At 59.4% G+C, this 22,702-nt stretch carries 17 protein-coding genes; 10 read left to right on the plus strand and 7 right to left on the minus strand.

The window, feature by feature from the left end; genetic code table 11:
- Window positions 1–52: 52 nt before the first annotated feature.
- Window positions 53–1,840, minus strand: a complete 1,788-nt coding sequence (locus FCL40_RS03210; RefSeq protein ID WP_136851275.1) for a M14 family metallopeptidase — start codon at window positions 1,838–1,840, stop codon at window positions 53–55.
- A 246-nt stretch (window positions 1,841–2,086) separates the two neighbouring features.
- On the opposite strand from FCL40_RS03210, the gene hcp reads away from it, so the two are divergent.
- From hcp to FCL40_RS03250, 8 genes are all read left to right on the plus strand, one after another.
- Window positions 2,087–3,748 (plus strand): hydroxylamine reductase, encoded by a 1,662-nt coding sequence (gene hcp, locus FCL40_RS03215; protein ID WP_136851277.1) that lies wholly within the window; start codon window positions 2,087–2,089, stop codon window positions 3,746–3,748.
- Window positions 3,749–3,809: 61 nt separating this feature from the next.
- Entirely contained in the window at window positions 3,810–4,799 is a 990-nt protein-coding gene (locus FCL40_RS03220) for a hybrid-cluster NAD(P)-dependent oxidoreductase (protein ID WP_136851278.1), read from the plus strand.
- A 569-nt stretch (window positions 4,800–5,368) separates the two neighbouring features.
- Complete coding sequence (locus tag FCL40_RS03225) at window positions 5,369–6,115, plus strand: (Fe-S)-binding protein (protein ID WP_136851280.1); 747 nt, start codon at window positions 5,369–5,371, stop codon at window positions 6,113–6,115.
- A gap of 12 nt (window positions 6,116–6,127) precedes the next feature.
- Window positions 6,128–7,513, plus strand: coding sequence for a lactate utilization protein B (locus tag FCL40_RS03230; protein ID WP_136851282.1), 1,386 nt, complete (start codon window positions 6,128–6,130; stop codon window positions 7,511–7,513).
- On the plus strand, window positions 7,513–8,085 hold the full coding sequence (locus FCL40_RS03235) for a LutC/YkgG family protein (protein ID WP_136851284.1): 573 nt from the start codon (window positions 7,513–7,515) through the stop codon (window positions 8,083–8,085). Before FCL40_RS03230 ends, FCL40_RS03235 begins: the two co-directional genes overlap by 1 nt.
- Before the next feature lie 355 nt (window positions 8,086–8,440).
- The gene (locus FCL40_RS03240) at window positions 8,441–9,346 is read left to right on the plus strand and encodes an ABC transporter ATP-binding protein (RefSeq protein WP_136851286.1); all 906 of its coding nucleotides are present in this window, start codon (window positions 8,441–8,443) and stop codon (window positions 9,344–9,346) included.
- A gap of 2 nt (window positions 9,347–9,348) precedes the next feature.
- Entirely contained in the window at window positions 9,349–10,332 is a 984-nt protein-coding gene (locus tag FCL40_RS03245; protein WP_136851288.1) for an ABC transporter permease, read from the plus strand.
- Between the two features lie 84 nt (window positions 10,333–10,416).
- Window positions 10,417–10,782 (plus strand): VOC family protein, encoded by a 366-nt coding sequence (locus FCL40_RS03250; RefSeq protein WP_136851290.1) that lies wholly within the window; start codon window positions 10,417–10,419, stop codon window positions 10,780–10,782.
- Window positions 10,783–10,798: 16 nt separating this feature from the next.
- Here the strand turns inward: FCL40_RS03250 and FCL40_RS03255 are convergent, their stop codons facing one another.
- From FCL40_RS03255 to FCL40_RS03275, 5 genes are read right to left on the minus strand one after another with little or no spacing between them, the layout of a single operon-like run.
- A complete protein-coding gene (locus FCL40_RS03255) occupies window positions 10,799–12,097 on the minus strand; it encodes a transglycosylase SLT domain-containing protein (protein ID WP_136851292.1) in 1,299 nt (432 codons plus the stop codon).
- Window positions 12,098–12,114: 17 nt separating this feature from the next.
- Window positions 12,115–12,687 carry an LPP20 family lipoprotein gene (locus FCL40_RS03260; RefSeq protein WP_136851294.1) on the minus strand — a complete coding sequence of 191 codons (573 nt, stop codon included), beginning with the start codon at window positions 12,685–12,687 and terminating at the stop codon, window positions 12,115–12,117.
- A gap of 12 nt (window positions 12,688–12,699) precedes the next feature.
- Window positions 12,700–13,725: a hypothetical protein gene (locus FCL40_RS03265; RefSeq protein ID WP_136851296.1), complete on the minus strand. Its 1,026-nt coding sequence runs from the start codon at window positions 13,723–13,725 to the stop codon at window positions 12,700–12,702.
- 26 nt (window positions 13,726–13,751) lie between these two features.
- Window positions 13,752–14,660, minus strand: a complete 909-nt coding sequence (locus tag FCL40_RS03270) for an LPP20 family lipoprotein (RefSeq protein WP_169306982.1) — start codon at window positions 14,658–14,660, stop codon at window positions 13,752–13,754.
- Window positions 14,661–14,697: 37 nt separating this feature from the next.
- A complete protein-coding gene (locus tag FCL40_RS03275) occupies window positions 14,698–15,504 on the minus strand; it encodes an ETEC_3214 domain-containing protein (RefSeq protein ID WP_136851300.1) in 807 nt (268 codons plus the stop codon).
- Between the two features lie 222 nt (window positions 15,505–15,726).
- Here FCL40_RS03275 and tadA point away from each other — a divergent pair, with 222 nt between their 5' ends.
- Window positions 15,727–16,260: a tRNA adenosine(34) deaminase TadA gene (tadA, locus tag FCL40_RS03280; protein WP_136851302.1), complete on the plus strand. Its 534-nt coding sequence runs from the start codon at window positions 15,727–15,729 to the stop codon at window positions 16,258–16,260.
- Window positions 16,261–16,661: 401 nt separating this feature from the next.
- Here tadA and mltF read toward each other — a convergent pair whose 3' ends face one another.
- Window positions 16,662–18,050, minus strand: a complete 1,389-nt coding sequence (gene mltF, locus FCL40_RS03285; protein ID WP_136851304.1) for a membrane-bound lytic murein transglycosylase MltF — start codon at window positions 18,048–18,050, stop codon at window positions 16,662–16,664.
- Between the two features lie 172 nt (window positions 18,051–18,222).
- On the opposite strand from mltF, the gene purL reads away from it, so the two are divergent.
- Complete coding sequence (gene purL / locus FCL40_RS03290; protein WP_136851384.1) at window positions 18,223–22,113, plus strand: phosphoribosylformylglycinamidine synthase; 3,891 nt, start codon at window positions 18,223–18,225, stop codon at window positions 22,111–22,113.
- The last annotated feature ends 589 nt before the right edge of the window (window positions 22,114–22,702 follow it).

Raw genomic sequence — 22,702 nt, forward strand, 5'->3', positions numbered from 1 at the left:
AAGAGCCAATTAAAATATTTCATTGGCTCCCGAAAAAGATTATCACGAAGTATTACGGATTAGTTTTTCGTAATACTGGATAGTGTTGATAGTTGCTGTCGTAATAGGAACTATTCTCATAGAACCAGCGGAGCCTGGCCTGAGGGTTATTTGCAAAATTGGGATCCGCCGCCAATTTCTGACCAAAGGCTTTTTTCAGAGCCGGATCACTCTCCAGCATTTTTTGTGCCATGGGTTCCACTGCGTACTGCTCGATGTACTCGGTGCGAGTAAAGATGGGGTTGAAGAAGCCCCACTGCAGCAGGGAGTCGGTGGCCTCCGGCTCCAGCAGCTGGATCGCCAGATCGCCCAGCGGCTGGTCGGTGCCGATTCGCCAGGTGCCCGCCTCCAGGGTGTGGCGTTCGTAGTGCTCGGTGGCGGTCACCGCCACCCGCTGGCGGCCCTCGTAATCTTGGTCGGCAAACTGGTGCTGCAGGGTGTAGGAGCTCAGCTCCAAGGTTTGAGGCTGCTCCAGGCGGCTCATCTGGATGCCGTGCAGCCGCAGCCGCGCCAGCACCTGCTGCCACTGCGGGGGGATGTAGTAAGCTTCTGGCCTGGCCCGTTGGAGCCCCGGCTTGGTGCGCCCGGTGACCGGCAAGTCGGGATAGAGCTGGGGCTGGCCGTTCCAGCGGATCACCGGTGCGCCGCTGATGTCGCTGATCTCCTTGGTGTAGCCGATCCCCTTGAAGTCCCACCCCTGGGGCTGCAGTTCGCTCTCCCAGGTGAGGATGACGGGATCCGGACGACGGGCCCGATCCTGCTCGACGGCCCGGCGCAACTCCTCCCCCTTGTCAGCCAGCAACTCCAGGGTGTGCTCCAGCATCACGTAGGTGCCCAAGACCCGCTGGCGGAAGGACTTAAGGCTGTGGTTCTCGATGAGGATGGTGGGCAGATGGCGAACGTCGCCGTAGCCGTTGGAGTAACGGGGGGAGGGGTTCCACAGGCTCAGCCCCTGGCTCAGGTCGGTGTTGTCCAGGGCGAACACCAGCGGGCCGGGGGTATGGCCCGCACGGGTCAGCGCCCGGTCCACCGAGGGGCGGTAGGTGTCTTCCAACCACCGGTAGGTGGCCGGGCTGTGGCCTACCGCCAGGTTGTAACCGTAGGTGACGTCATACTGGTAGTCGATGCCGTCGGTGGCATGCACATCTATATAAAGCAGGGGATCCCACAGGTTGATGGCGGTGAGCATCGCCTGCATCTCCGGCGTGTCGGCCTTGGCGTAGTCCCGGTTGAGGTTGCTGGCGGTGGTACGCCATCCCATCACCTCAGGTCCCCTTTGGTTTACCCTGTTGTAGAGCCCCCGGCGCTCGTGGCCATCCACATTGAAGATGGGCACGAACAGCAGGTTTGCCCTGTCCAGCAGCGCGCCTTTGCCGCCGGCCACCATGTCCCGCAGCAGCATCATGCCGGCGTCCTTGCCGTCGATCTCGCCGGCGTGAATGCCCGCCTGAACCAACACCGTGGGGCGTCCGTTGGCGTGCAGCCGGGCAGGATCGGCGGTGCCCTCTTTACTGGCCACCACCATCCAGATCTCCCGTCCCTGGGGCGAGGTGCCCAGGCTAACTCGATGGAGCTTGTCGGACGCGGCCACCAGGGCATCCAGCCACAGCCGGGTCTCCCGGTAGTCGGGATTCCGGCTGAGGCCGCTGCGTTCGGCCGGGGTGGCTCGGGGATCATCGACACTGAGCTGCAGCCGCTCACTGGCGCCCTGCCACTGGGGCAGGGGAGGGAGAATGGGGTCGTTGAGGTATTGGGCGATGGCCGCCATGGGCAGCAGGGCGGCGGTGAGCAGGTGCTTCATGTTCTTCCTTGGTGTTTTTTAAGCCATCCATCTTAAGGGCTAATCGATCGGATGCAATGACCCAGAACCTTGTCCCAGACATTGCTGAAAAATCAGAAATACGAGTACCCAGACAGGGAAGGAAATTTGATCCCAGTCAAGGCAATGTATAGTTGCATCAAAAATGCCTTTATTGAGCTTCGGGGATATTTTAAGCTGGCGCCATTAAAACATGCATAACATATATAACTTTAAAGGAGCGCCACCGTGTTTTGTATTCAATGTGAGCAAACCATGCAGACCCCCGTGGGCAACGGCTGTCAGTACGCCATGGGCATGTGCGGCAAGACCGCAGAGATCTCCGATCTCCAGGATGTGCTGGTGTACATGCTGCAGGGCGTCAGCGCCTACGCCAATGCCGCCCGCGAAGTGGGTGTGGTGGATGCCGATGCAGACGCGTACATTCCCCAGGCTTTCTTCTCTACCCTGACCAACGTGAATTTCGACGAGACCCGCCTGATCGAGTACACCGCCAAGGCGATCGAGACCAAGGTCCGCCTGAAGGCCGCCTACGAGGCCGCCTGTACCCTTCAGGGGGTCGAGCCCAGGGTGCTGGCCGGTGCCGGTCAGTTTGAGATCTCTGCCGAAAAGGCGGCCATGCTCAGTCAGGCCCCAGCCACCGCGGTAAACCGTGGCCTGAGCGACGTGGGTGAAGACATCGTCGGTCTGCGTCTGCTGGTGCTCTACGGCCTGAAAGGGGTGGCGGCCTACATGGAGCATGCTCGTATTCTGAAGAAGCAGGATGAGGCGGTCTACGCCGAGTTCCACCGCATCATGGCCCGCCTGGGCGAGGATCCCAGCGATCTGAACGAACTGCTGGAGCTGGCCATGGCCTGTGGTCACCTGAACTTCAAGGTGATGGAGATGCTGGACGCCGGTGAAACCGAGGCGTTCGGCCATCCGGTGCCCACCAAGGTGAACATGAAGCCGGTCGCCGGCAAGGCGATCCTGGTTTCCGGTCATGATCTGATCGACCTGCAGCACATCCTGGAACAGACCAAGGACAAGGGGATCAACGTCTACACCCACGGCGAGATGCTGCCCGCCCACGCCTACCCAGAGCTGGGGGGCAAATACCCGCACCTGGTGGGCAACTACGGCTCCGCCTGGCAGAACCAGCAGAAGGAGTTCGCCAACTTCCCCGGCGCCATCGTGATGACCTCGAACTGTCTGATCGATCCCAACCCGGGCGCCTACGCCGATCGTCTGTTCACCCGCAACATCGTCGGTTGGCCCGGCGTGACCCATCACACCGGCCAGGACTACGCCGAGGTGATCGCCAAGGCGCTGGAGTGTGACGGCTTCAAGTACGACGAGATCCCTCACTACACCATGACCGGCTTTGCCCGCAATGCCCTGATGGCCGCCGCTCCAGCCGTGGTCGAGCAGGTGAAGGCCGGCAACATCCGCCACTTCTTCCTGGTGGGCGGCTGTGACGGCGACAAGCAGGAGCGCAACTACTACACCGAGTTCACCAAGGCGGCGCCTCAGGACACCCTGTTGCTGACCCTGGCCTGCGGCAAGTTCAAGTTCAACGATCTGGAGTTCGGTGACATCAACGGTATCCCGCGGCTGCTGGATGTGGGCCAGTGTAACGATGCCTACTCCGCCATCCAACTGGCCCTGGCCCTGGCCGAGACCTTCGACTGCGGCGTCAACGACCTGCCTCTGTCGTTGATCCTCTCCTGGTTCGAGCAGAAGGCGATCGCCATCCTGCTGACCCTGCTGGCCCTGGGGATCAAGGATATCCGCGTCGGTCCTACCGTACCCGGCTTCCTGACTCCCAACCTGATCAACCACCTGCACGAGCAGACCGGCCTGCGCCTGACCACCACCGTGGAGCAGGATCTGGCCGACATCCTGGGTTAAGCCCCGACCGCTAAGGCCAAGGGGAGCGTAGCTCCCCTTTCTTTCTACAGGAGAGGTACCGATGCAGCTGACCTGCACTGAGATCCGGGCGGAAACCCACGACGTGAACACCTACCTGTTCGAGTCGGACCAGCCCATCGAGTTTATCCCTGGCCAGTTCCTGCCGCTTCAGGTGGAGATCGACGGCCAGAACTACAGCCGCTGTTACAGCCTGGCCTCCATCCCCGGGGATCGCCGCTACGCCCTGACCATCAAGCGGGTCAGTGGTGGGCTGATCTCCAACCACTTGGCGGATAACGCCAAGGTGGGGGATCGTTTCCGGAGCCTGGCGGCCGGGGGAGAGTTCCACTTCCAGCACGCCCGTGAGGGCAAGCTGCTGATGCTCAGCGCCGGCTGCGGCATCACCCCGGTTTACTCCATGCTCAGGGCCCGGCTGCTGGCGGATCCCGAGGCGGACATCATCTTTGTCCACAGCGCCCGCACCCCGGCGGATCGCATCTTCCCGGGCCAGCTGGAGCAGCTGGCCCGGGACCACAGCAACCTCAAGCTGTGCTGGGTGGTGTCGGAAGACGCCGAATCCGGCCAGCATGAAGGCCTGCTGGATGCGCGCATGCTGCTCTCCCTGGCCACCGATCTGCGGGAGCGCACCATCCTGATGTGTGGGCCACAGGGCTACATGGATGCGGCCCATGGATGGTTCGCTGCCCTGGGAGTGGATCCCGCTCGGGTGTTTCACGAGGCCTTTGCCCCCCTCTCGGGCGATAATGGTGCTGTACCCGCCTCAGAGGGCGCCGGGCACACCCTGTCGGTCGGTGACAAGTCTGTCAGCATCGATGGCGCACAGACGGTTCTGGAGGCGCTGGAGGCGCAGGGTCTGCCCATCTTCGCTGCCTGCCGGGCCGGTGTCTGCGGCAGCTGCAAGTGCAAAGGAGAGGATGACAAGCTGGAGCGGACCGCCGTTGGCCCGCTGACGCCCCAAGAGCTGGCTCAGGGCTATTTCCTGGCCTGTGCCTCCAAGGTGACCGGCGACATGCAACTGACTCTGCCCTGAGGCCGGGTCCCCTCCTGCCAGAGGCCTCCCATCGGGAGGCCTTGTTCGTTGCGACCCTGCCGCCCTCTGTCCGTCCGTGGCGCCAACTTCTGGCGATCTTCCCGGCGAATTGCCGTGATCTTGCCGATGGTAACCGGTGCCGATTGCCGGCGCAGAAACGTGCCTCGAACCCCTTTTGGGACAAATTGACCCGATAAAAATCCGCGTCAAATCCGCTTCGGTAAAGCCAGTCGTTCATCTGCTATTATTGTGTGATCCTGATCGCACTATTGGCCGAAAAATGGCCGCCTGGATGTTGATCAGTTGTTGATGAGAGGTTGGGTTTGGGTGAAATCGGCCGGGCGCTTGGTCAAACCAATTTCCCTGGTGTTAAGGTCGTGTGAATTCGTACTCCTTCAAATGATCCGCAAATGTAATTTTTTGTGGTTTCTTTCTTAAATGTGACGCGGATTTTACATTGTGTTAACCGGGGTCAGCCCGCCGATAAGTGATACCTGGGTCACAGTCTGTCCAGGGGGCCACCTTTAGACTCCGCCAAAACTGCCGACACACACACAGCGGAGAATATAATGAAAATCGCCTTGTTCATCCCTTGCCTGGTGAACCACATGACACCCAATGTGGGCATCGCCACGGTAGAGCTTCTTGAGAAGCTGGGGCATCAGGTCATCCTCCCCGAGGGGCAGACCTGCTGCGGTCAACCTATGACCAACTCCGGTTGCTTCGAGGATGCGAAAAAAACCACGCTGAAACTGTTGAACGCCTTCAAAGGCATCGACTGTGACTACATCGTCTGTCCTGCCGCTTCCTGCATGATCGCCGCCAAGGAAAACTTCCACGAGTTCGACTGCAGCCCGGAAGCCACCGCTGTGATCGGCAAACTGAAGGAGCTGACCGAGTTCCTGCACGACATTCACGGTCTGGAGCGCTTCAACAAGCCCTTTAACCACAAGATCAGCCTGCAGATGTCCTGCCACGGTATCCGCATGCTGGACCTGGCCACCCCCTCCGAGATTAAGGGCAGCGGCCGTTACAACAAGGTGGAAGCCCTGCTGTCCCGTATCGAAGGGATCGATATCGTCTATCCCGATCGCCAGGACGAATGTTGTGGCTTCGGCGGCACCTTTGCCCTGGACGAGGGGGCAGTGTCCGGGAAAATGGGTAAAGACAAGGCCCAGGCGCACGCCAACACCGGCGCTCGCTACGTGGTGGGCTTCGACCCATCCTGTCTTTTGCACCTGGACGGCGTTATCCGTCGCGAGGGGCACCCCGTGGAAACTCTGCACATCGCAGAACTGCTCAACCAGGCACTGTAAGGAGCGACGATCATGGCATTGATTGGTGGAATCGAGTCTCACGCCAGTGCGGCTGAGAAGTTTAACCGCGACGTCGAGCGCGTTAATTGGCACGACAAGGCACTGTGGAACCTGCGTCACAAGCGTGACCTGGCGGCAGAATCCCAGCCCGAGTGGGAGGAGCTCAAGCAACTGGGTTCCGAGTACAAGCTGCACACTCTGGCGAACCTCAAGCACTACCTGACCGAGTTTGAGGCCAACTGTAAGAAGAACGGCATCGTGGTGCACTGGGCGAAAGACGCCAAGGAGCACAACGAGATCGTGCATGGCATCCTGTCCAAGCACAATGTAAAGAACCTGGTGAAGTCCAAGTCGATGTTGACTGAGGAGTGTCACCTGAACCCCTACCTGATCGAGCGCGGCATCGACGTGATCGACACCGACCTGGGTGAGCGCATCATCCAGCTGAACGAGCAGCCGCCCAGCCACATCGTGGTGCCGGCCATCCACCTGAAGAAGGAGGAGGTTGGCGAGCTGTTCCACCGCAAGATCGGGTCCGAGAAGGGCGCTTCCTGCCCGACCTACCTGACCAAACAGGCCCGTGCGCACCTGCGTCAGAAGTTCCTGGAAGCGGACGCCGGCCTGACCGGGGTGAACATGGCGATCGCCAGCGAGGGCGCCGTCGCCATCGCCACTAACGAAGGCAACGCCGACATGGGTGTGAACCTGCCTAAGGTTCAGATCCACTGCATGGGCATCGACAAGATCGTACCCAACATGGACGCGGCCAGCGTGCTGTCCCGTACCCTGGCCCGTAACGCCACCGGCCAGCCCATCACCTCCTACACCACCCTCTACAAGGGCCCCAAGCAGGGCGGCGAGATGCACGTGGTGCTGGTGGACAACGGTCGCACCAAGCTGTTCCAGGATGAGTTGTTGGCGGAAGCCTACAAGTGTATTCGTTGCGGCGGCTGCCTGAACACCTGCCCCGTATACCGTCGCTCCAGTGGCTTCAGCTACAACGCCCTGATTCCCGGTCCTATCGGTATCGCAGTCAGTGCCGGTGACGACGAGACCCACTCCCTGGCCTGGGCCTGCTCCCTGTGCGGTTCCTGTACTCAGGTTTGCCCCACCAAGGTGCCTCTGGACAAGATCATCTTCAAATGGCGTCGCATCCACGCCGATCAGGGCAAGCTGCCCTACGGCAAGAGCGGCTACATGCCTTGGGTTGGTAAGTTCATGGCCAGCGAGACCATGCTCAACCTGGGTATGGCCAGTGCCCGTACCGCCCTGCGGATCCTGCCCGATGCACTGATGAAGCCCTTCGGCATGGATTGGACCAAACACCGTGAACTGCCTAAAGCACCTAAGACCGGCTCCTTCGAAGCGTGGTTCAAGAAAAACCGGGAGAACAAGTAATGTCTAGCCGTGACGCAATCTTCGCCGCATTGGATAAGTGCAACCTGCCCGATGCGCCTATGCCTTCGATCACCATCGAGCCCAACAACGAAGACCTGATGGGCCAGTATGAAGCCAACCTGGCCAAGGTGGGCGGAACCCTGGTTCGTGTTAAGGACCTGAGTGAAGTGCAGGCGCAGCTGGACAAGGCGATGGCCGACAACCAGAAGGTGATCTGCCGTGTCGAGGGCCTGACCGGCAACCGCGAACTGGACGCCGATCCCCACGATCTGCACGACCTGGACCTGGCGCTGATCGACGCCGAGGCCGCCGTGGCCGAGAATGGCGCGGTGTTTGTTCGCGAAACCGCCAGTGGCCACCGCGTACTGCCCTACATCACCGAGAATCTGGCGGTGGTGGTCAAGGCGGACACCCTGGTTGCCAACATGCATGAAGTGGTTAAGCGGGTAAAACTGGAGTCTGGTCAGCATGGTGCCTTTATCGCCGGTCCCTCCAAGACCGCCGATATCGAACAGGCCCTGGTGATCGGCGCCCACGGTGCCTGCTCCATGACCGTATACATGCTCGACTAAGGGGCAGTTGACCGGGTCCGAATGACGTGCCGGTGCAAAGACGCACCGGGCGGCGGCCACAGCCCCCGCCTCCCGATACAGAGTCTCCATCCCTGGCTCTGTGGGACGCCTCCCCTGCACACAAGGGGGAGACCCGGTCATCCATCTTCTCGTGTAGTTAGCACACACGTTTGGCTCACTTCGGTGAGCCTCTTTTCTTTATCACACCGGCCAAGCCGGTTTAGCACACAGGTTTGGCCCACTGCGGCCCGCTTTTGGTGCTCCTGCCCACCACGCCCTGAAACCGGGTCCATTGCAAGCCGGCCGTTTTTCTGCATTTAATGCCTTTGGGAAAAAGGAAGTCAAGGAGCGGCTTGTGCAGGAGAGAGGCAGGGTACAAAATCCGGCAATAGTGCTGCAGGCGCAAAACTTGGTGAAGCGCTTTGGTGATCTGGTCGCGGTAGATCAGCTGAGCCTGGCCCTGGAGGAGGGGGAGTGCTTCGGGTTGCTGGGGCCAAATGGCGCCGGAAAGTCCACCACACTGGAGATGCTGGAGGGTATTTTGCCGCCCACATCCGGCGAGATTCTATTCGATGGCGAGCCCCTTAAGGGGGACTACCGCCAGCAGATCGGCATTCAGTTTCAGGCCACCGCCCTGCCTGAGTACCTGTCGGTCAACGACTGCCTGACCCTGTTTTCCAGCCTCTATCGTCACACCATGGACAGCGCTGAGCTGGTGCGGATCTGTCGCCTGGAGGCGCTGTTGCCACAGCGTCACAGTACCCTATCAGGGGGACAGCGGCAGCGGCTGCTGCTGGCGCTGGCGTTGCTCAACCGGCCCAGGTTGCTGTTTCTCGATGAGCCCACCACCGGCCTGGATCCCCAGGCCAGGCACAACTTCTGGCAACTGATCCGTGACATCCGCAGCACTGGCACCACCATCCTGCTGACCACTCACTACATGGATGAGGCGGAGCAGCTGTGTGACCGCATCGCCATCATGGATCATGGCCGGGTACTGCGCCAGGACACGCCGGCGCGGTTGATCGAGCAGGAGTTCCGCGCCCGCCTGGTCAGCCTGCCCGCCGACCTGTCCCTGGGGGGGCAGTGGACCCGCCCCTGGGTGGTGCGCAACGGCCGCCAGGAGTACCACACCGACGACGTCAACCAGGTGCTGACCGAGCTGCAGCGGCGCCGGGTGGATCTGACCGGGCTCAACGTCCGCCGCCCCAATCTGGAGGATCTGTTCCTGAAACTTACCGGCCATCAACTGAGGAGCTGACCATGAGGAGCCTGCTGGCACTGATCCACGCCCGGAACCTGGAGTTTGTCCGGGATCGTTCCGCCCTGGGCTGGAGCCTGATGTTTCCCCTGATGCTGATCGTCGGCTTTGGCATCGCCTTCTCCGACACCGACAAACCCGAGTACAAGCTTGGGGTGGTCGGGGAGCCAGTCTACCTGGAGGCGCTGAGGCAGACCCGCTACCTGCAGCTGATTGGCTACGAGGATGAGCGGTTGGCGCGGATCAAGGTTGGGCGGCACCAGCTGGACCTGTTGCTGACCGAACAGGGTTATGTGGTCAACCCCGACTCCATGAAGGGCTACCTGGCGGAGCGTATCCTCAAGGCGGAGGTGGGGCCGCTGCCCGCCACCCAGGTTCAGGGGGAAGCGGTGCGCTACATCGACTGGCTGATGCCCGGGGTGATCGGCATGAATATGATGTTCTCCGGCCTCTACGGTGTGGGTTATGTCATCGTCAGATATAGAAAAAACGGCGTGCTCAAACGCTACCAGGCCACCCCGATGAAGCCCTGGATCTTCATCCTGTCCCAGATCTGCAGCAGGATGATCCTGATGATGGCCACCGCTACCCTGGTGTTCGCCGCCTGTACCCTGATGTTCTCCATTCCCATCAACGGCAGCCTGCTGCTGCTGTTGGTGACGGCGCTGCTGGGGGCGCTCTCCCTGGTGAGCGTCGGCCTGCTGGTGGCGTGCCGGACCCGCTCTGAGGAGTTCGGCAACGGGGTGTTGAACCTGATCGCCTGGCCGATGATGTTCCTCTCCGGCGTCTGGTTCTCCCTGGAGGGCACCGCCCCCTGGATCCGGGGACTGGCCAACCTGTTGCCGCTGTCCCACCTCAACGCCGCCAGCCGTGCCATTATTATTGACGGTGCCGGGGTCGCTGAGCTGTTGCCCCACTGGCTGGCCCTGGTCTCCATCTCCGCCGTGGCGATCTTCATCGGGGCCAGATGGTTTCGTTGGAATTAGCGGCGGCCGATCGGCGGTGCTCAGCCACTCGTTCTATGGTGATGCGCCTTAACCGCCTACGATCGACAGCCACCGGGAGGGCCTATGGCCAAGGTATTGGGAGTGGGGGGCATCTTCTTCAAGAGCCAGAACCCGAAATTGCTGGGGCAGTGGTATCGAGATCACCTGGGGATGGAGGTGGGCGAGTACGGCGCCGATTTCTCCCCCGGCGCCATGCCGGAAAATGGCCTGACCGTCTGGTGTCCGTTCGCCGAGGAGAGCGAGTACTTCCAGCCCTCGGCCCGGTCCTATATGTTCAACCTGGTGGTGGATGACCTGGCCGGGGCGCTGTGTCAGGTGGAGGCGGGTGGTGGCGAACTGGTGGGGGAGATCGTCAAGGAGTCCTATGGTCAGTTTGGCTGGTTTATCGACCCCGAAGGCAACAAGGTGGAGCTGTGGCAGCCCGCCTGAGGTGGGCTGCCCCCAGTTATAAGATCTCCCCCTTAAGCGTGGCAAACTCTTCGTGGTAGCCGACGACCCTGTCCAGGTAAACCTTTGTTTCATCATAGGGTAGGAAGCCCTGTAGCCGGTCGAACACCTCCACTGGCGACAACTGGTTGATGATTGGTGCAGCTTTGAGGATGTTTCTGCTCCTATCTGGGTTGAAAGCCCTGGCCACGTTGCCCGGACCGGTATTATAAGCGGCTATGGTGCAGTATAACCTGGCCCTAGGGTCCTCGATTCTCGCAAGGTATTTGTCGTACAGCAGGTGCAGATAGGCGGTGCCATATCGAATGTTCTCCGAGGGTTGGAACAACTGATATTCACTGGGCTTGCCGTGGCGATTCAACAACTTGTCATTGACATCCTTTCCCGCACTCGACGGTACGATCTGCATCAGTCCAAAAGCAGGAATATGAGATTTCGCTCTAGGGTTAAAGCTGCTCTCCGCTTTTATGATGGCGAAGATAAGCTCTGGTGCAACTTGCCACTGCTCAGACTCTGATTTGACTGCGGCCAGGTAGGGCTCGGCCCGGCTGGCTATCCGCTTATTGGGGAGGGTGACCTTGTAGGTGGTGACTACCTTGGCGCTTGGGTCGTGGCGCATCTGCTGGCTGTACTGTGCTTTGAGCTGGGCCAGACGATCCACTTCATGGGCTTTGACCTTTTTCTTCTCCCTGTCCAGTTGCAACTCCACCTTGGTTTCGTCCGAACCATTCATAATGGCGAGGTCTGCCCTCTTTTCCAGAGCTATCAGCGCTTGCTGATGCTGCTGGCTGATGAGCTTCTCCTGTTCCTCCTCAGCCTGAATACTGTAGGAGACAGGTGTTTTTTCTGGAGCACCCTGCCTCAGCAACTCTTCTGCTGAAACTGACAACTGCACCAGCGGAGCCTTTGTTTGTATTGCCGCCGTGTCTTCGGGTTGAGAGATTTTCTGGAGCTGGGCGATCGCCTGTTCCAGTGTGTTTGTAGAACCCAGTTCATGGATGACACTGATCTCGATGGTATCATTGGCAAAATCTACCACAGTGCGTTTTGTGAGATCGTCGCTGTAGTCGACGTAGGTATCGGCATCGCTTTGCAACGGCCGACCCCAGAGTTTCATCAACTCCTGACGCCGTCGATCAAACTGATCAAGATAGTCAGACTTATATTGTTCAAACTCAGATATAGTCTGTTGCTTGAAGGCCTCAAACTCCGCCAGCTCCTGAGAGGCTGGCGCCGGACCCACAAGCAACACTGCTGCCAGCAGGGTGCTGCCGGCAGCCGCGTTGCTTCTTTTCATGAGCTTCTCCTGAGCAGTTAGAGTGCGGTGGTGTTCACCAGCAGGGCACTGAGCACCTTATCTGCCTTCTCCTCCTTGAACCTTTGCCATAGCTCGGAATCGCGATCCTTACTGGCTTCCAGAGCGGTTCGCATGGTCCGTTGATAGTCCGCATTGCTCATACCAACAAGAACATAGAGAGCGCCGCTAGGGCTGGTCCGGGACTTAATGATGCGGGCCCCTGACAGGGTCTGCTTAGTGATGCTGGAAGCCGCCTTTTCAATCAGCTGCTTGATCTCACCACTGGCATCGACGTTATTGGCGACAACGGCATCATTAAGCTTGGCTGAGATGTTTGACTGGAAGGTCTTGGCCAACTGAACCCGGGCTTCGGAACTGGCGACATCCTTCATGAAGCCGATGCCTGCGGCAGATTTCGTGGCGTAACCCACGGCCGTCAGGGCGTAGTTGTCTATGCCCTCATCACAAACCCAACTGGGGGCCTCCACCTCCGGTGAGTCGGGGAAGGTGCAGGCCATGGTAATAGGTTCCGGTGTGGATGAGCAGCCCGTTACCAGAGCAATCGCGAGTATAGGTAAAAATTTCTTCATAGTTTCGCTCTCTTAGAGGTTAAACATTTCACGCAGATCTTTGGTGCTCTTGTCGGCCATCTCAAATATGTTGTCTTCGTGCTTGAGCTTGACCAGGTCTCCACGACGGATAGTCTCCAGTTTTTCCTTTTTATTGAGCACGATCCAGGAAAACATTGGCTCGATAGCGCCAGTGAATTTGCCGAAAGCAATGGTTTCGAATTCAGTAATGGTTTCCCCATTACCCAGCTCGGTGATCTTTTTGCGCTTGATCTCGACTGAGTCGCCTTCTTTCGCTCCCCTGGCGGCCCCAAGAGAGACACGGAAGACGTTGTCGTTTTTATTACCACGGCGCTCGATAACATAACCCATTGGGGCCAGAGAATTACGAATTTCCGTCTGTGCGTGTTCTACCGCGTCGCCTGAGGCATTGGAGAGGAGTGCGCTGTGCTTGGACTTGGTCAAAGAACAATGACCATAAAAGGCCTCGACACTGGAATCGGTGCCCTTCATTTCTGCTGTGTTTACCTGGTTTAACTCCGGAATGGACAGGATGCGAAGCTGGCCTGAGACTTTGCTGTTGTAAACACATTTCGGGCCGGTCTCTTTGCCGGTGAGCAGATCCGTACCGCCATCGGTCTGTTTGGTACTGATGCTGGCCGTCGTGACAGTGCTGAAGATGGCGAAATCTGCAACATGGGGCCCATCGTAGTTGAGTTTTCCTGTGGTCTCGGCCAGCAGTAACTCTTCTTTTAGGGTTTTGGCCGACTCCCGATCCACGGCATAGATTCCGGCGCCAGCCAGGGCATTCTCGATTTGACCCTGGATCTGGCTCTGAATGGCCGCCTGGTTCACTCCGGTTGCCGAAACTTTGGTGGGCATGACAATGACTTTCTTTTGGCTGGAATCCAGAAGTTTTGCTGGCATATATTCAGTGTCCTGGATGGGGATATTGGGAAGTGAAGTGATCTCCTCCCTTTTGGGGCCAGTTGAAACACAGCCTGTCATTATCAATGCACCAATTACGGCGATGGTGAGGTTTGGTTTCCTGCAGGTCATAATAACTTTCCTTGTATCATCATCATTTATATTGAAAGTAAAAGCTTCCAGATATCTTCTTTGGCGATCTGGTTAAGCATTTGCTGCTCCGCAACCGCTTTCGCCTGCTCACCGCTAAGTGAGGAGACTCCGGTTGCAGACAGCCGTTTTACATTCAGAACCCTTCCCTGTTCTTCAACGATAAATTTGCCTTTCAGACTGACGTGGAACTGCCCAAAGATCTCTCGAGCAGGCTGGGGTTGTATGGTGAACTTAAGGGTGGCCAAGGGTGATGGGCCAGAGCTCTGAAACCCGGCGTCGCCGAGCCATTGGCTTAGAAACTCTTGGGTCTGCTCACTGGTTTGCTCCAGCTTGAGCGCTATCACCCTGTGTTTTTTAGAGTCCGACAGGCGTTGCTCAAACCAATGGAGGTCTTCCAAAGAGGGAAGATTCTGTTGCTGTTGCTGCAGTATGGCAATCAGGCTTCGGGCCGATTCTGCATCTTGTTGACGGGTAAACAATTCTCGCAGTTCAACGAGGGGAGAGGCTTGCTGAGTTCGGAGGCGGTTAAACTCTTGAAGTAGCAGAGCGAGCTGCTGGCCCAGCCCCTTGAGTAAGGCGGTACGTTGCACCCTAATTAGCTGGTAGTGAGTCCCGTCTCTGTGCGCCGAATCATGCAGCTCATAGTTCGTCAGGGTTACTCCTGTACTTTCACTTCGTACTAGCTGATTGGCTTTGGTGGCTACTACATCATCGGTGACGCTGGTCTGGGTCTGCAGGCTTCCCTGAACCTTGACTTGAAGACGGCTGGTAACATCCATCAGTGCCTGATGCCGAGCATTCTCTAGGTTTATTCCTGCTCCGACACCGTAAAGGTATTCGTCAGAATCTGACGGTGGTTCCAGGTACCAGGATGGGGGGGCGGCCCGGCAGGCGGTGGCGGTCAGGATCAGCAATAGGGCGGCTATCCTTATAGACATTGGTGTGCTCCAGCTAAAAGTAGGTGTTGTATTCGTACCGGGTAAGCAGGGCTTCTGCCATCAACTCGCCCTTGTCGCTGCCGATCCCATACATATTGGGCTTCAACCTGTCCCTGAGGAGGGTGAGCTCTTCGTTGGTTTGGTCGCCTAGAGTTTGCTTTTTGGCGACCTCTCGTACCAGATCGCTCAGGTCGCCGGGGTTAACGCCATACTCTACGGTGCCCAGGTAGAGGGTTGCATACATCCCTTTAGCCCCAAGGGGGTAAGGCTCCATGTAGTAGACGAGGTTGAAGTCATCCAACTGATATTTTTCTGCTGCGGGGCTCGATTGGGAATAGGTGCCCAGGTTGAGTTGTTTATCGCTAAAGGGAATGACTGGAGAGAAAGCCGACAACTGGCTGTACAGCCCCTGATAGTCCAGTGTCTGTACCAGATATCCGCTGATCCTGCCTGTCTCGACTATCAGGGTGAGCAGGAACTTGTTTTTCTTGTAGTAGCGAAACTCCAGTCCCTTTTCGACCCTGGAGCGTTTAACTACCTGTGGAAAGCCTAGATCCTGCTCCACATAGGCCAGGTAGTTCCCCACATCAATTCGATCCAGAAGCTGTTCTTCCACATGATGAGTGAAATTGGCTTGAATTCCCTGATAGATGGAGTAAGACAGCTCTTTTGTATCGTTCCAGTTGCCAAAACCGATCATCATGGCGATAAGGTACAGAAATCCGGATTTGGCCTTTTGCCAATGGGTGGAAAGAGGGGAGCTCAGCGCTTCAATAACCACTGAGGAGGTGGTGGCATCCTCTGGCTCTGTGGGGGACATAATCCATTAGCCCTTTATTGTTAAGTTTTTCCTAAATTAACAACTGATGATATGTCTTAAGATTTGCTAATATCAAGTTAAATTTGTGGTGTGTAAGTGTTTGTTTTGATTCGTTATTGAAAAACGTGAATCTGTTAATAGTTTGCGGTGAACAAGTTGAAATGCTTTCCTGATTACGCCATTGGAAATGCGGTAGTAAAGAGAAGGGGTGATAAGTAAACTATGCGGTCACTTGCGAATGGAGGGAGGGGGAAATTGGATCAACATCAACACTGGATGCGCCGGGCCATGGCGCTGGCGGCCGAGGCGGAAGCCCTGGGCGAAGTGCCTGTGGGGGCGGTGCTGGTGAAGGATGGTGAGGTGCTGGCTGAGGGGTACAACCGCAGCATCGTCGATCATGATCCCAGTGCTCACGCCGAGATGCAGTGTCTGCGCCAGGCGGGAGCCAGGTTGGAAAACTACCGCCAGTTAGACACCACCCTCTACGTCACCTTGGAGCCTTGTCCCATGTGTGCCGGGGCCCTGGTGCACGCCCGCGTCGGAACCCTGGTGTATGGGGCGTCCGATCCCAAGACCGGAGCCGCCGGCAGCGTGATGGACCTGCTACGCCACCCGGCGCTGAATCACCAGATCGAGGTGATTGAAGGGGTGCTGGCTGAGCCCTGCGCACAACAGCTGAGTGATTTTTTCAAGCGGCGCAGGGCAGAGAAGAAAGCCCTGAAACAGGCTCAGAGGACTTCCGGGGACGCTTCCTGAAGGAAGGCTTTGGAGCGGTGCAATATCTTCATATGGTCGCGTTTTCTCAGTGCCCGCCTGCGCTCCGACAGGCTGCTCAGGGCTTTGCGGCGACGTGCTGGAGTTCTTAACATTATTTTCTCCTCCTATTTTTCTCTAGTTGGACCCTACCCTCATCTGTTTGCAGTTCGATGACATCGGCTTTGAGTGTGTGTGGCGACTTTGGCTCCATTAGGGCGACCAAAGCCGTCACGTTTTGAATCGAAAGTGAGCCATTGGAGCGAGTTGAATGACGCTCTCAATGGCAACCTTCTGATTTACAGGTTGATATAAGAGATAGCTACGACTTCGGGCAAATTCAACCCCAGGGGCCCGTAAAATCTGGATGGGTAACGGAGATCTTCTGGGAAGTTGGCGCAAGATCACTCTCGGCTCTTGGCCAGATCCAGTGGGGCACCCGTGGTGGGGGGAAGGTGGGTCTCCAGCAGCACCAGGGTATCGTAGTAGCGCTTGATGTTATCCACGTAGTGGGCGGCCACGCCCCCCTGGGCGAATCCGTAGCGGGTACTCTGGTAGTAGCGTTTCTGGGTGAGTCTGGGCAGCATCGATTTGACGTCTGCCCAGCTGCTTGGGTTGAGGCCCTGGCGTTGGGCGATCACCCTGGCATCCTCCACATGGCCCAGGCCGATGTTGTAGGCCGCCAGGGCAAACCACAACCGCTCCGGTTGCGGGATGGAGGCGGGCAGTCGCTTGAGTAGGTCGTGCAGATAGTCGCTGCCGCCGCGGATGCTTTGCTCCGGATTGAGCCGGTCGGTGACGCCGACCCGGCGCGCGGTGGACTGGGTCAGCATCATCAGGCCTCGGACCCCGGTCGGAGAGCGGGCTTTGGGATTCCAGTGAGACTCCTGATAAGCCACCGCAGCCAGCTGGCGCCAATCCAGCTCTCCGGCATGTTCGCGGAACCAGGACTCGTATTTGGGCAACTTGGTTTCCACCGCCCGGATAAAGGCTCGGGTGTCTACATAGTCGAAGCGCTTCACATGGCCGAAGTATTTCTCCTCCAACTGCTTCAGGGTGCCTGCCTGCTTCAGCGTGTTCCAGTAGTCCAGCAGTTCACTGAGCAGCCTGTGACTGCCGACTTCGGGTAGGGCCCAGCCCACCTCCTGCTCTGTGCCCAGGGAGAAGGCTACGGCCAGTTCCGGGTGCAGGCGCCGGCTGGCGGCCAGGGTCTTGTCGTCGGAGAGGGTATAGGCCAACTCTCCCGAGGCGACCATGGAGAGCAGCTCGTGGGCGGCGTAATTCGTGGTCTCCTCCCAACTGAGGACGGGCAGGGTTCGCCGCTCCGTCGCCAACATCTCCGCATGATTGGAGCCGGCCATCACCATCAGCGGTTCGGTGAGTTGGGCCAGAGAATCGGGCTTGGGGTGGCCCCGGCGGTAGACCAGTTGCACCCGGGTGCGGTAGATGGGGGGGCCAAAACGCCAGAAACTGCGGTTGAGGTGGGTATCGGTCAGGCTGGAGGCGATCAGATCCAGTTTGCCCTGGCTCATGTCGTCGAACAGCTCAGGCAAGGAGGCGTAGGGGGTAACCTCCAGCTCGCGCCCCAGGTGCAGGGCAAAACCCAGGGCCAGCTCGTAGTCCAGCCCCTGGGCACCGGCGGCGCCCACCACATAGGTGGTCGGCCCGTACAGAGTCCCCACCCGCAGCGGGCGGCTGGTCTCCGATTCAGGCTCGGTGCGCTGTGGCTGCTGATACTCCAGCGGAAGGCACCCGGCCAGGGTCAGCAGCAGAATCGCCAGTAAACCCCTCATGGTTATGCATCCATCTGAATTGTTCGTCATCTTCCGCTCATTGTAGACTGTTTTGCGACCGTCCTTTCCACTATAATGTCGCCACCTTTGATGCCGGGAATTGTGATCCGGTTCGGATTTCGCTCCCGGTATTGAGCCCTACACAAAACTATATAAGGTAAAAAATACCGTGATTAAGATCCTCCGCGGCGCGCCGGCGCTGTCCGCGTTTCGGGTCCACAAGCTGCTATCGGCTTGCCAGAACGCGAATCTACCCGTGTCCGATCTCTATGCGGAATACTGCCACTTTGCCCACCTCGCTTCGCCGCTCAATCCTGAGCAAGCTCAACACCTTGAACAGATTCTAACCTATGGCCCCCGGCTGGAACAGCACGAGCCACAAGGGCGCTTGTTCCTGGTGGTTCCCCGCCCCGGCACCATCTCACCCTGGTCCTCCAAGGCCACCGACATCGCCCACAACTGCGGCCTGGATGCGGTTAAACGCCTGGAGCGCGGCGTTGCCTGGTACCTGACCCTGGAGGGGGAGCTGGACGGCGAGCAGCAGAAGCAGCTGCTGAACCTGATCCACGACCGCATGGTGGAGGCGGTGCTGGATGGCTTCGAGGCCGCCGAGGCGCTGTTTGTCACCGCCGAACCCGCCGCAGTGAAGTCCGTGGACGTTCTGGGTGGTGGCAGAGACGCCCTGGCACAGGCCAACGTCAGCATGGGGCTGGCCCTGGCCGAGGATGAAATCGATTACCTGGTGGAGAACTTCACCCGCCTGGGGCGCAACCCCAATGACATCGAGCTCTACATGTTTGCCCAGGCAAACTCCGAGCACTGCCGGCACAAGATCTTCAACGCCGACTGGACCATCGACGGCGAGGCTCAGCCCAAGTCTCTGTTCAAGATGATCAAGAACACCTTCGAGCAAACTCCGGAAAACGTCCTTTCCGCCTATAAGGACAACGCCGCGGTGATGGTGGGCTCGGAAGCGGGTCGCTTCTTCCCTGATGACGCCGGCAGCTACCGCTATCACCAGGAGCCGGTGCACATCCTGATGAAGGTGGAGACTCACAACCACCCCACCGCCATCAGTCCCTACCCTGGGGCTGCCACCGGCTCCGGCGGTGAGATCCGCGACGAGGGTGCCACCGGTCGGGGCTCCAAGCCCAAGGCGGGTCTCACCGGCTTCACCGTGTCCAACCTGAACATTCCCGGTTTCGAACAGCCCTGGGAGCAGCCCTATGGCAAGCCGGACCGCATCGTCACCCCGCTGGAGATCATGCTCGAGGGACCACTGGGCGGCGCCGCCTTCAACAACGAGTTTGGCCGTCCCGCCCTGTTGGGCTACTTCCGTACCTATGAGCAGGAGGTGACCAGCTTCAATGGCACCGAGGTGCGCGGCTACCACAAGCCAATCATGCTGGCCGGTGGCCTGGGCAACATTCGCGAGGATCACGTGCAGAAGGGCGAGATCCCCGTCGGCGCCAAGTTGATCGTCCTGGGTGGCCCCGCCATGAACATTGGCCTGGGGGGGGGCGCCGCCTCCTCCATGGCCTCCGGTCAGTCCTCCGAGGATCTGGATTTTGCCTCGGTACAGCGGGAGAACCCGGAGATCGAGCGTCGCTGCCAGGAGGTGATCGATCGCTGCTGGCAACTGGGTGACGCCAACCCCATCGCCTTTATTCACGACGTCGGCGCCGGAGGCCTGTCCAACGCCATGCCTGAGCTGGTGGATGACGGCGGCCGTGGCGGCCGTTTCCGTCTGCGGGATGTGCCCAACGACGAGCCCGGCATGTCGCCCCTGGAGATCTGGTGCAACGAGTCTCAGGAGCGTTATGTGATGGCGGTGGCCGCCGAAGATCTGGACAGATTCGACGCCATCTGCCGTCGTGAGCGCGCGCCCTACGCGGTGATCGGTGAGGCCACCGAGGAGATGCAGCTGGTCCTGGAAGACAGCCACTTCGACAACACCCCCATCGACATGCCGATGGAGGTGTTGCTGGGCAAGGCGCCCAAGATGCACCGAGAGGTGAGCTCCTCCCAGTGCGCCTCCCCGGCGCTGGACACCAGTTCCGTGGAGATCAAGGAGGCGGTACGCCGGGTGCTGCGCCTGCCTGCGGTGGCGGAGAAGACCTTCCTGATTACCATCGGTGACCGCTCGGTGACCGGCCTGGTGGCCCGGGATCAGATGGTGGGTCCCTGGCAGGTGCCGGTGGCCGACTGCGCGGTGACCGCCGCCGCCCTGGACAGCTACCACGGTGAGGCGATGTCCATGGGCGAGCGCACCCCCCTGGCCCTGATCAACTACGGCGCCTCCGCCCGTATGGCGGTGGGTGAGTCCCTGACCAACATCGCCTGTGCCCATATCGGCTCCCTGGCCCACATCAAGCTGTCCGCCAACTGGATGGCGGCCGCCGGTCACCCCGGTGAGGACGCCGGCCTCTACGAGGCGGTCAAGGCGGTGGGCGAGGAGCTGTGTCCCGCCCTGGGCCTGACCATCCCAGTGGGCAAAGACTCCATGTCCATGAGGACCGCCTGGGAGGACCAGGGCCAACAGAAGAGCGTCACCTCGCCCTTGTCGCTGGTGATCACCGCCTTTGGCCGGGTGGAGGATATCCGTCATACCCTGACGCCGCAGCTGCGCCTGGACAAGGGTGACAGCACACTGCTCTACATCGATCTGGGCAACGGCCGGCAGCGCCTGGGCGGGTCAGCCCTCGCCCAGGTCTACAACCAGCTGGGCAACCAGGCGCCGGATGTGGACCAGCCTGAACTGCTCAAGGGGTTCTTCAACGCCATCCAGGCCCTGATCGCCGACCGGGCTCTGCTGGCCTACCATGACAAGGGGGACGGCGGCCTGTTTGTCACCCTGGCGGAGATGGCCTTTGCCGGCAAGGCGGGCCTGGAGGTGGATCTTTCCGCCCTGGCCGGAGACGATCTGGCGGTGCTGTTCAACGAGGAACTGGGTGCGGTGGTCCAGGTGGCCGACGATCGCCTGGCCCAGGTCCGCGCTGTGCTGGAAGATCATGGCCTGGCGGCCTGCAGCCATGTAATTGGCTCAGTTCACCAGGGCGAGCGCCTCACCTTCCGCCGTAACGGTGAGCCGGTAGTGGATGAGAGCCGCACCGAGCTGCGCGGTGTCTGGGCCGAGACCACCTTCCGCATGCAGTCGATGCGGGACAATCCCCAGTGTGCCGAAGAGGAGCACCAGGCCAAGCTCAATGCCGAGGACCCCGGACTGTCGGTGGCTCTGAGCTTCGATCCCGCCGAGGACGTGGCGGCGCCCCATATTCTCAAGGGGGTCGCCCCCAAGATGGCCATCCTGCGCGAGCAGGGGGTGAACTCCCATGTTGAGATGGCCGCCGCCTTCGATCGTGCCGGTTTCGATGCGGTGGATGTGCACATGAGCGACATCCTCGAGGGCCGACTGAGCCTGGAGCAGTTCCAGGGCCTGGTGGCCTGTGGCGGCTTCTCCTACGGCGACGTGCTGGGAGCCGGAGAGGGGTGGGCCAAATCCATCCTGTTCAACGCCCGCGCCCGGGAGCAGTTCCAGGGTTTCTTCGAGCGGGCTGACAGCCTGGCCCTGGGGGTATGTAACGGTTGCCAGATGCTCTCCAACCTGAAGAGCATCATCCCCGGCTCCGAACACTGGCCCCACTTTGTTCGAAACCGCTCTGAGCGGTTCGAGGCGCGCTTCTCCCTGGTCGAGGTCCAGCAGAGCCCCAGCCTGTTCTTCCAGGGGATGGCCGGTTCCCGCATGCCCATCGCCGTTTCCCACGGAGAGGGACGGGCGGAGTTTGCCAGTCAGCAGGCGTTCCACGGAGCCGATACCTCGGGTACGGTGGCGCTGCGTTACCTGAACCATCAGGGACAGATCGCCACCGCCTATCCTGCCAACCCCAACGGCTCGCCCGCCGGCATCACCGGCCTGACCACCACGGATGGCCGGGTGACCATCATGATGCCGCACCCTGAGCGGGTGTTCCGCACCGTAGCCAACTCCTGGCATCCGGATGAGTGGGGTGAGGACAGCCCCTGGATGCGGATGTTCCGCAATGCCAGGGTGGCCCTGGGCTAACCTCGGCGACAGGTTCTCCAAGCCCGGCCCTGCGCCGGGCTTTTTTCTGCCGAACCCCCTGGTGAATGGGCTTATCCGGCTTTGTTGTCTGGGATCAAGGAGGCGGGCCGGGCAGGGAGCCACTCTAGGGTGGCGTCGAGCTTTCGGGTCTTGGGCCGCACCTAACTTGGGCGGATCCCTGCTCGGCTCCGGTCGGGCAACAACTGTGGCCGACCGCCAGGGATCCGGTGTCCCGTCATCCAGTCATAAAAAAAGGCCGCCCGGAGGGGCGGCCAAGCTATGCAATCTAGCTAATGCAAAGAAGGGTGATGCTTAGGCCGCTGTGGAAACAGCCGCCAGGGTGATCACATGACCCGCAGTTGATAGAGCTCAACGAAGCTACGTTGATAGAGCTTAGTCATGCGCTTCAGGAGCAGACTCATGTGTACCTCCGAAAAACTGAGATTTGGGACAATTTCATATTTAAAACGCCATATTTCCGATATTTGGAATGCCGTTTCGGTGACTATATTAGGCGGTGGGGTGATGTTCGACAAGCGAGAAAAACTCTCTCCCTGCATTAGTTAATCTAATATATTGTTTGGTGGGG

The organism is Ferrimonas sediminicola (genome assembly GCF_005116715.1).
Taxonomy (GTDB): domain Bacteria; phylum Pseudomonadota; class Gammaproteobacteria; order Enterobacterales; family Shewanellaceae; genus Ferrimonas; species Ferrimonas sediminicola.

Coding starts and splice junctions, on each gene's coding strand:
- FCL40_RS03210 (WP_136851275.1), bottom strand. CDS start 1,840: ATGAAGCACCTGCTCACCGCCGCCCTGCTGCCCATGGCGGCCATCGCC.
- FCL40_RS03220 (WP_136851278.1), top strand. CDS start 3,810: ATGCAGCTGACCTGCACTGAGATCCGGGCGGAAACCCACGACGTGAAC.
- FCL40_RS03225 (WP_136851280.1), top strand. CDS start 5,369: ATGAAAATCGCCTTGTTCATCCCTTGCCTGGTGAACCACATGACACCC.
- FCL40_RS03230 (WP_136851282.1), top strand. CDS start 6,128: ATGGCATTGATTGGTGGAATCGAGTCTCACGCCAGTGCGGCTGAGAAG.
- FCL40_RS03235 (WP_136851284.1), top strand. CDS start 7,513: ATGTCTAGCCGTGACGCAATCTTCGCCGCATTGGATAAGTGCAACCTG.
- FCL40_RS03245 (WP_136851288.1), top strand. CDS start 9,349: ATGAGGAGCCTGCTGGCACTGATCCACGCCCGGAACCTGGAGTTTGTC.
- FCL40_RS03250 (WP_136851290.1), top strand. CDS start 10,417: ATGGCCAAGGTATTGGGAGTGGGGGGCATCTTCTTCAAGAGCCAGAAC.
- FCL40_RS03255 (WP_136851292.1), bottom strand. CDS start 12,097: ATGAAAAGAAGCAACGCGGCTGCCGGCAGCACCCTGCTGGCAGCAGTG.
- FCL40_RS03260 (WP_136851294.1), bottom strand. CDS start 12,687: ATGAAGAAATTTTTACCTATACTCGCGATTGCTCTGGTAACGGGCTGC.
- FCL40_RS03265 (WP_136851296.1), bottom strand. CDS start 13,725: ATGACCTGCAGGAAACCAAACCTCACCATCGCCGTAATTGGTGCATTG.
- FCL40_RS03275 (WP_136851300.1), bottom strand. CDS start 15,504: ATGTCCCCCACAGAGCCAGAGGATGCCACCACCTCCTCAGTGGTTATT.
- tadA (WP_136851302.1), top strand. CDS start 15,727: ATGCGGTCACTTGCGAATGGAGGGAGGGGGAAATTGGATCAACATCAA.
- mltF (WP_136851304.1), bottom strand. CDS start 18,050: ATGAGGGGTTTACTGGCGATTCTGCTGCTGACCCTGGCCGGGTGCCTT.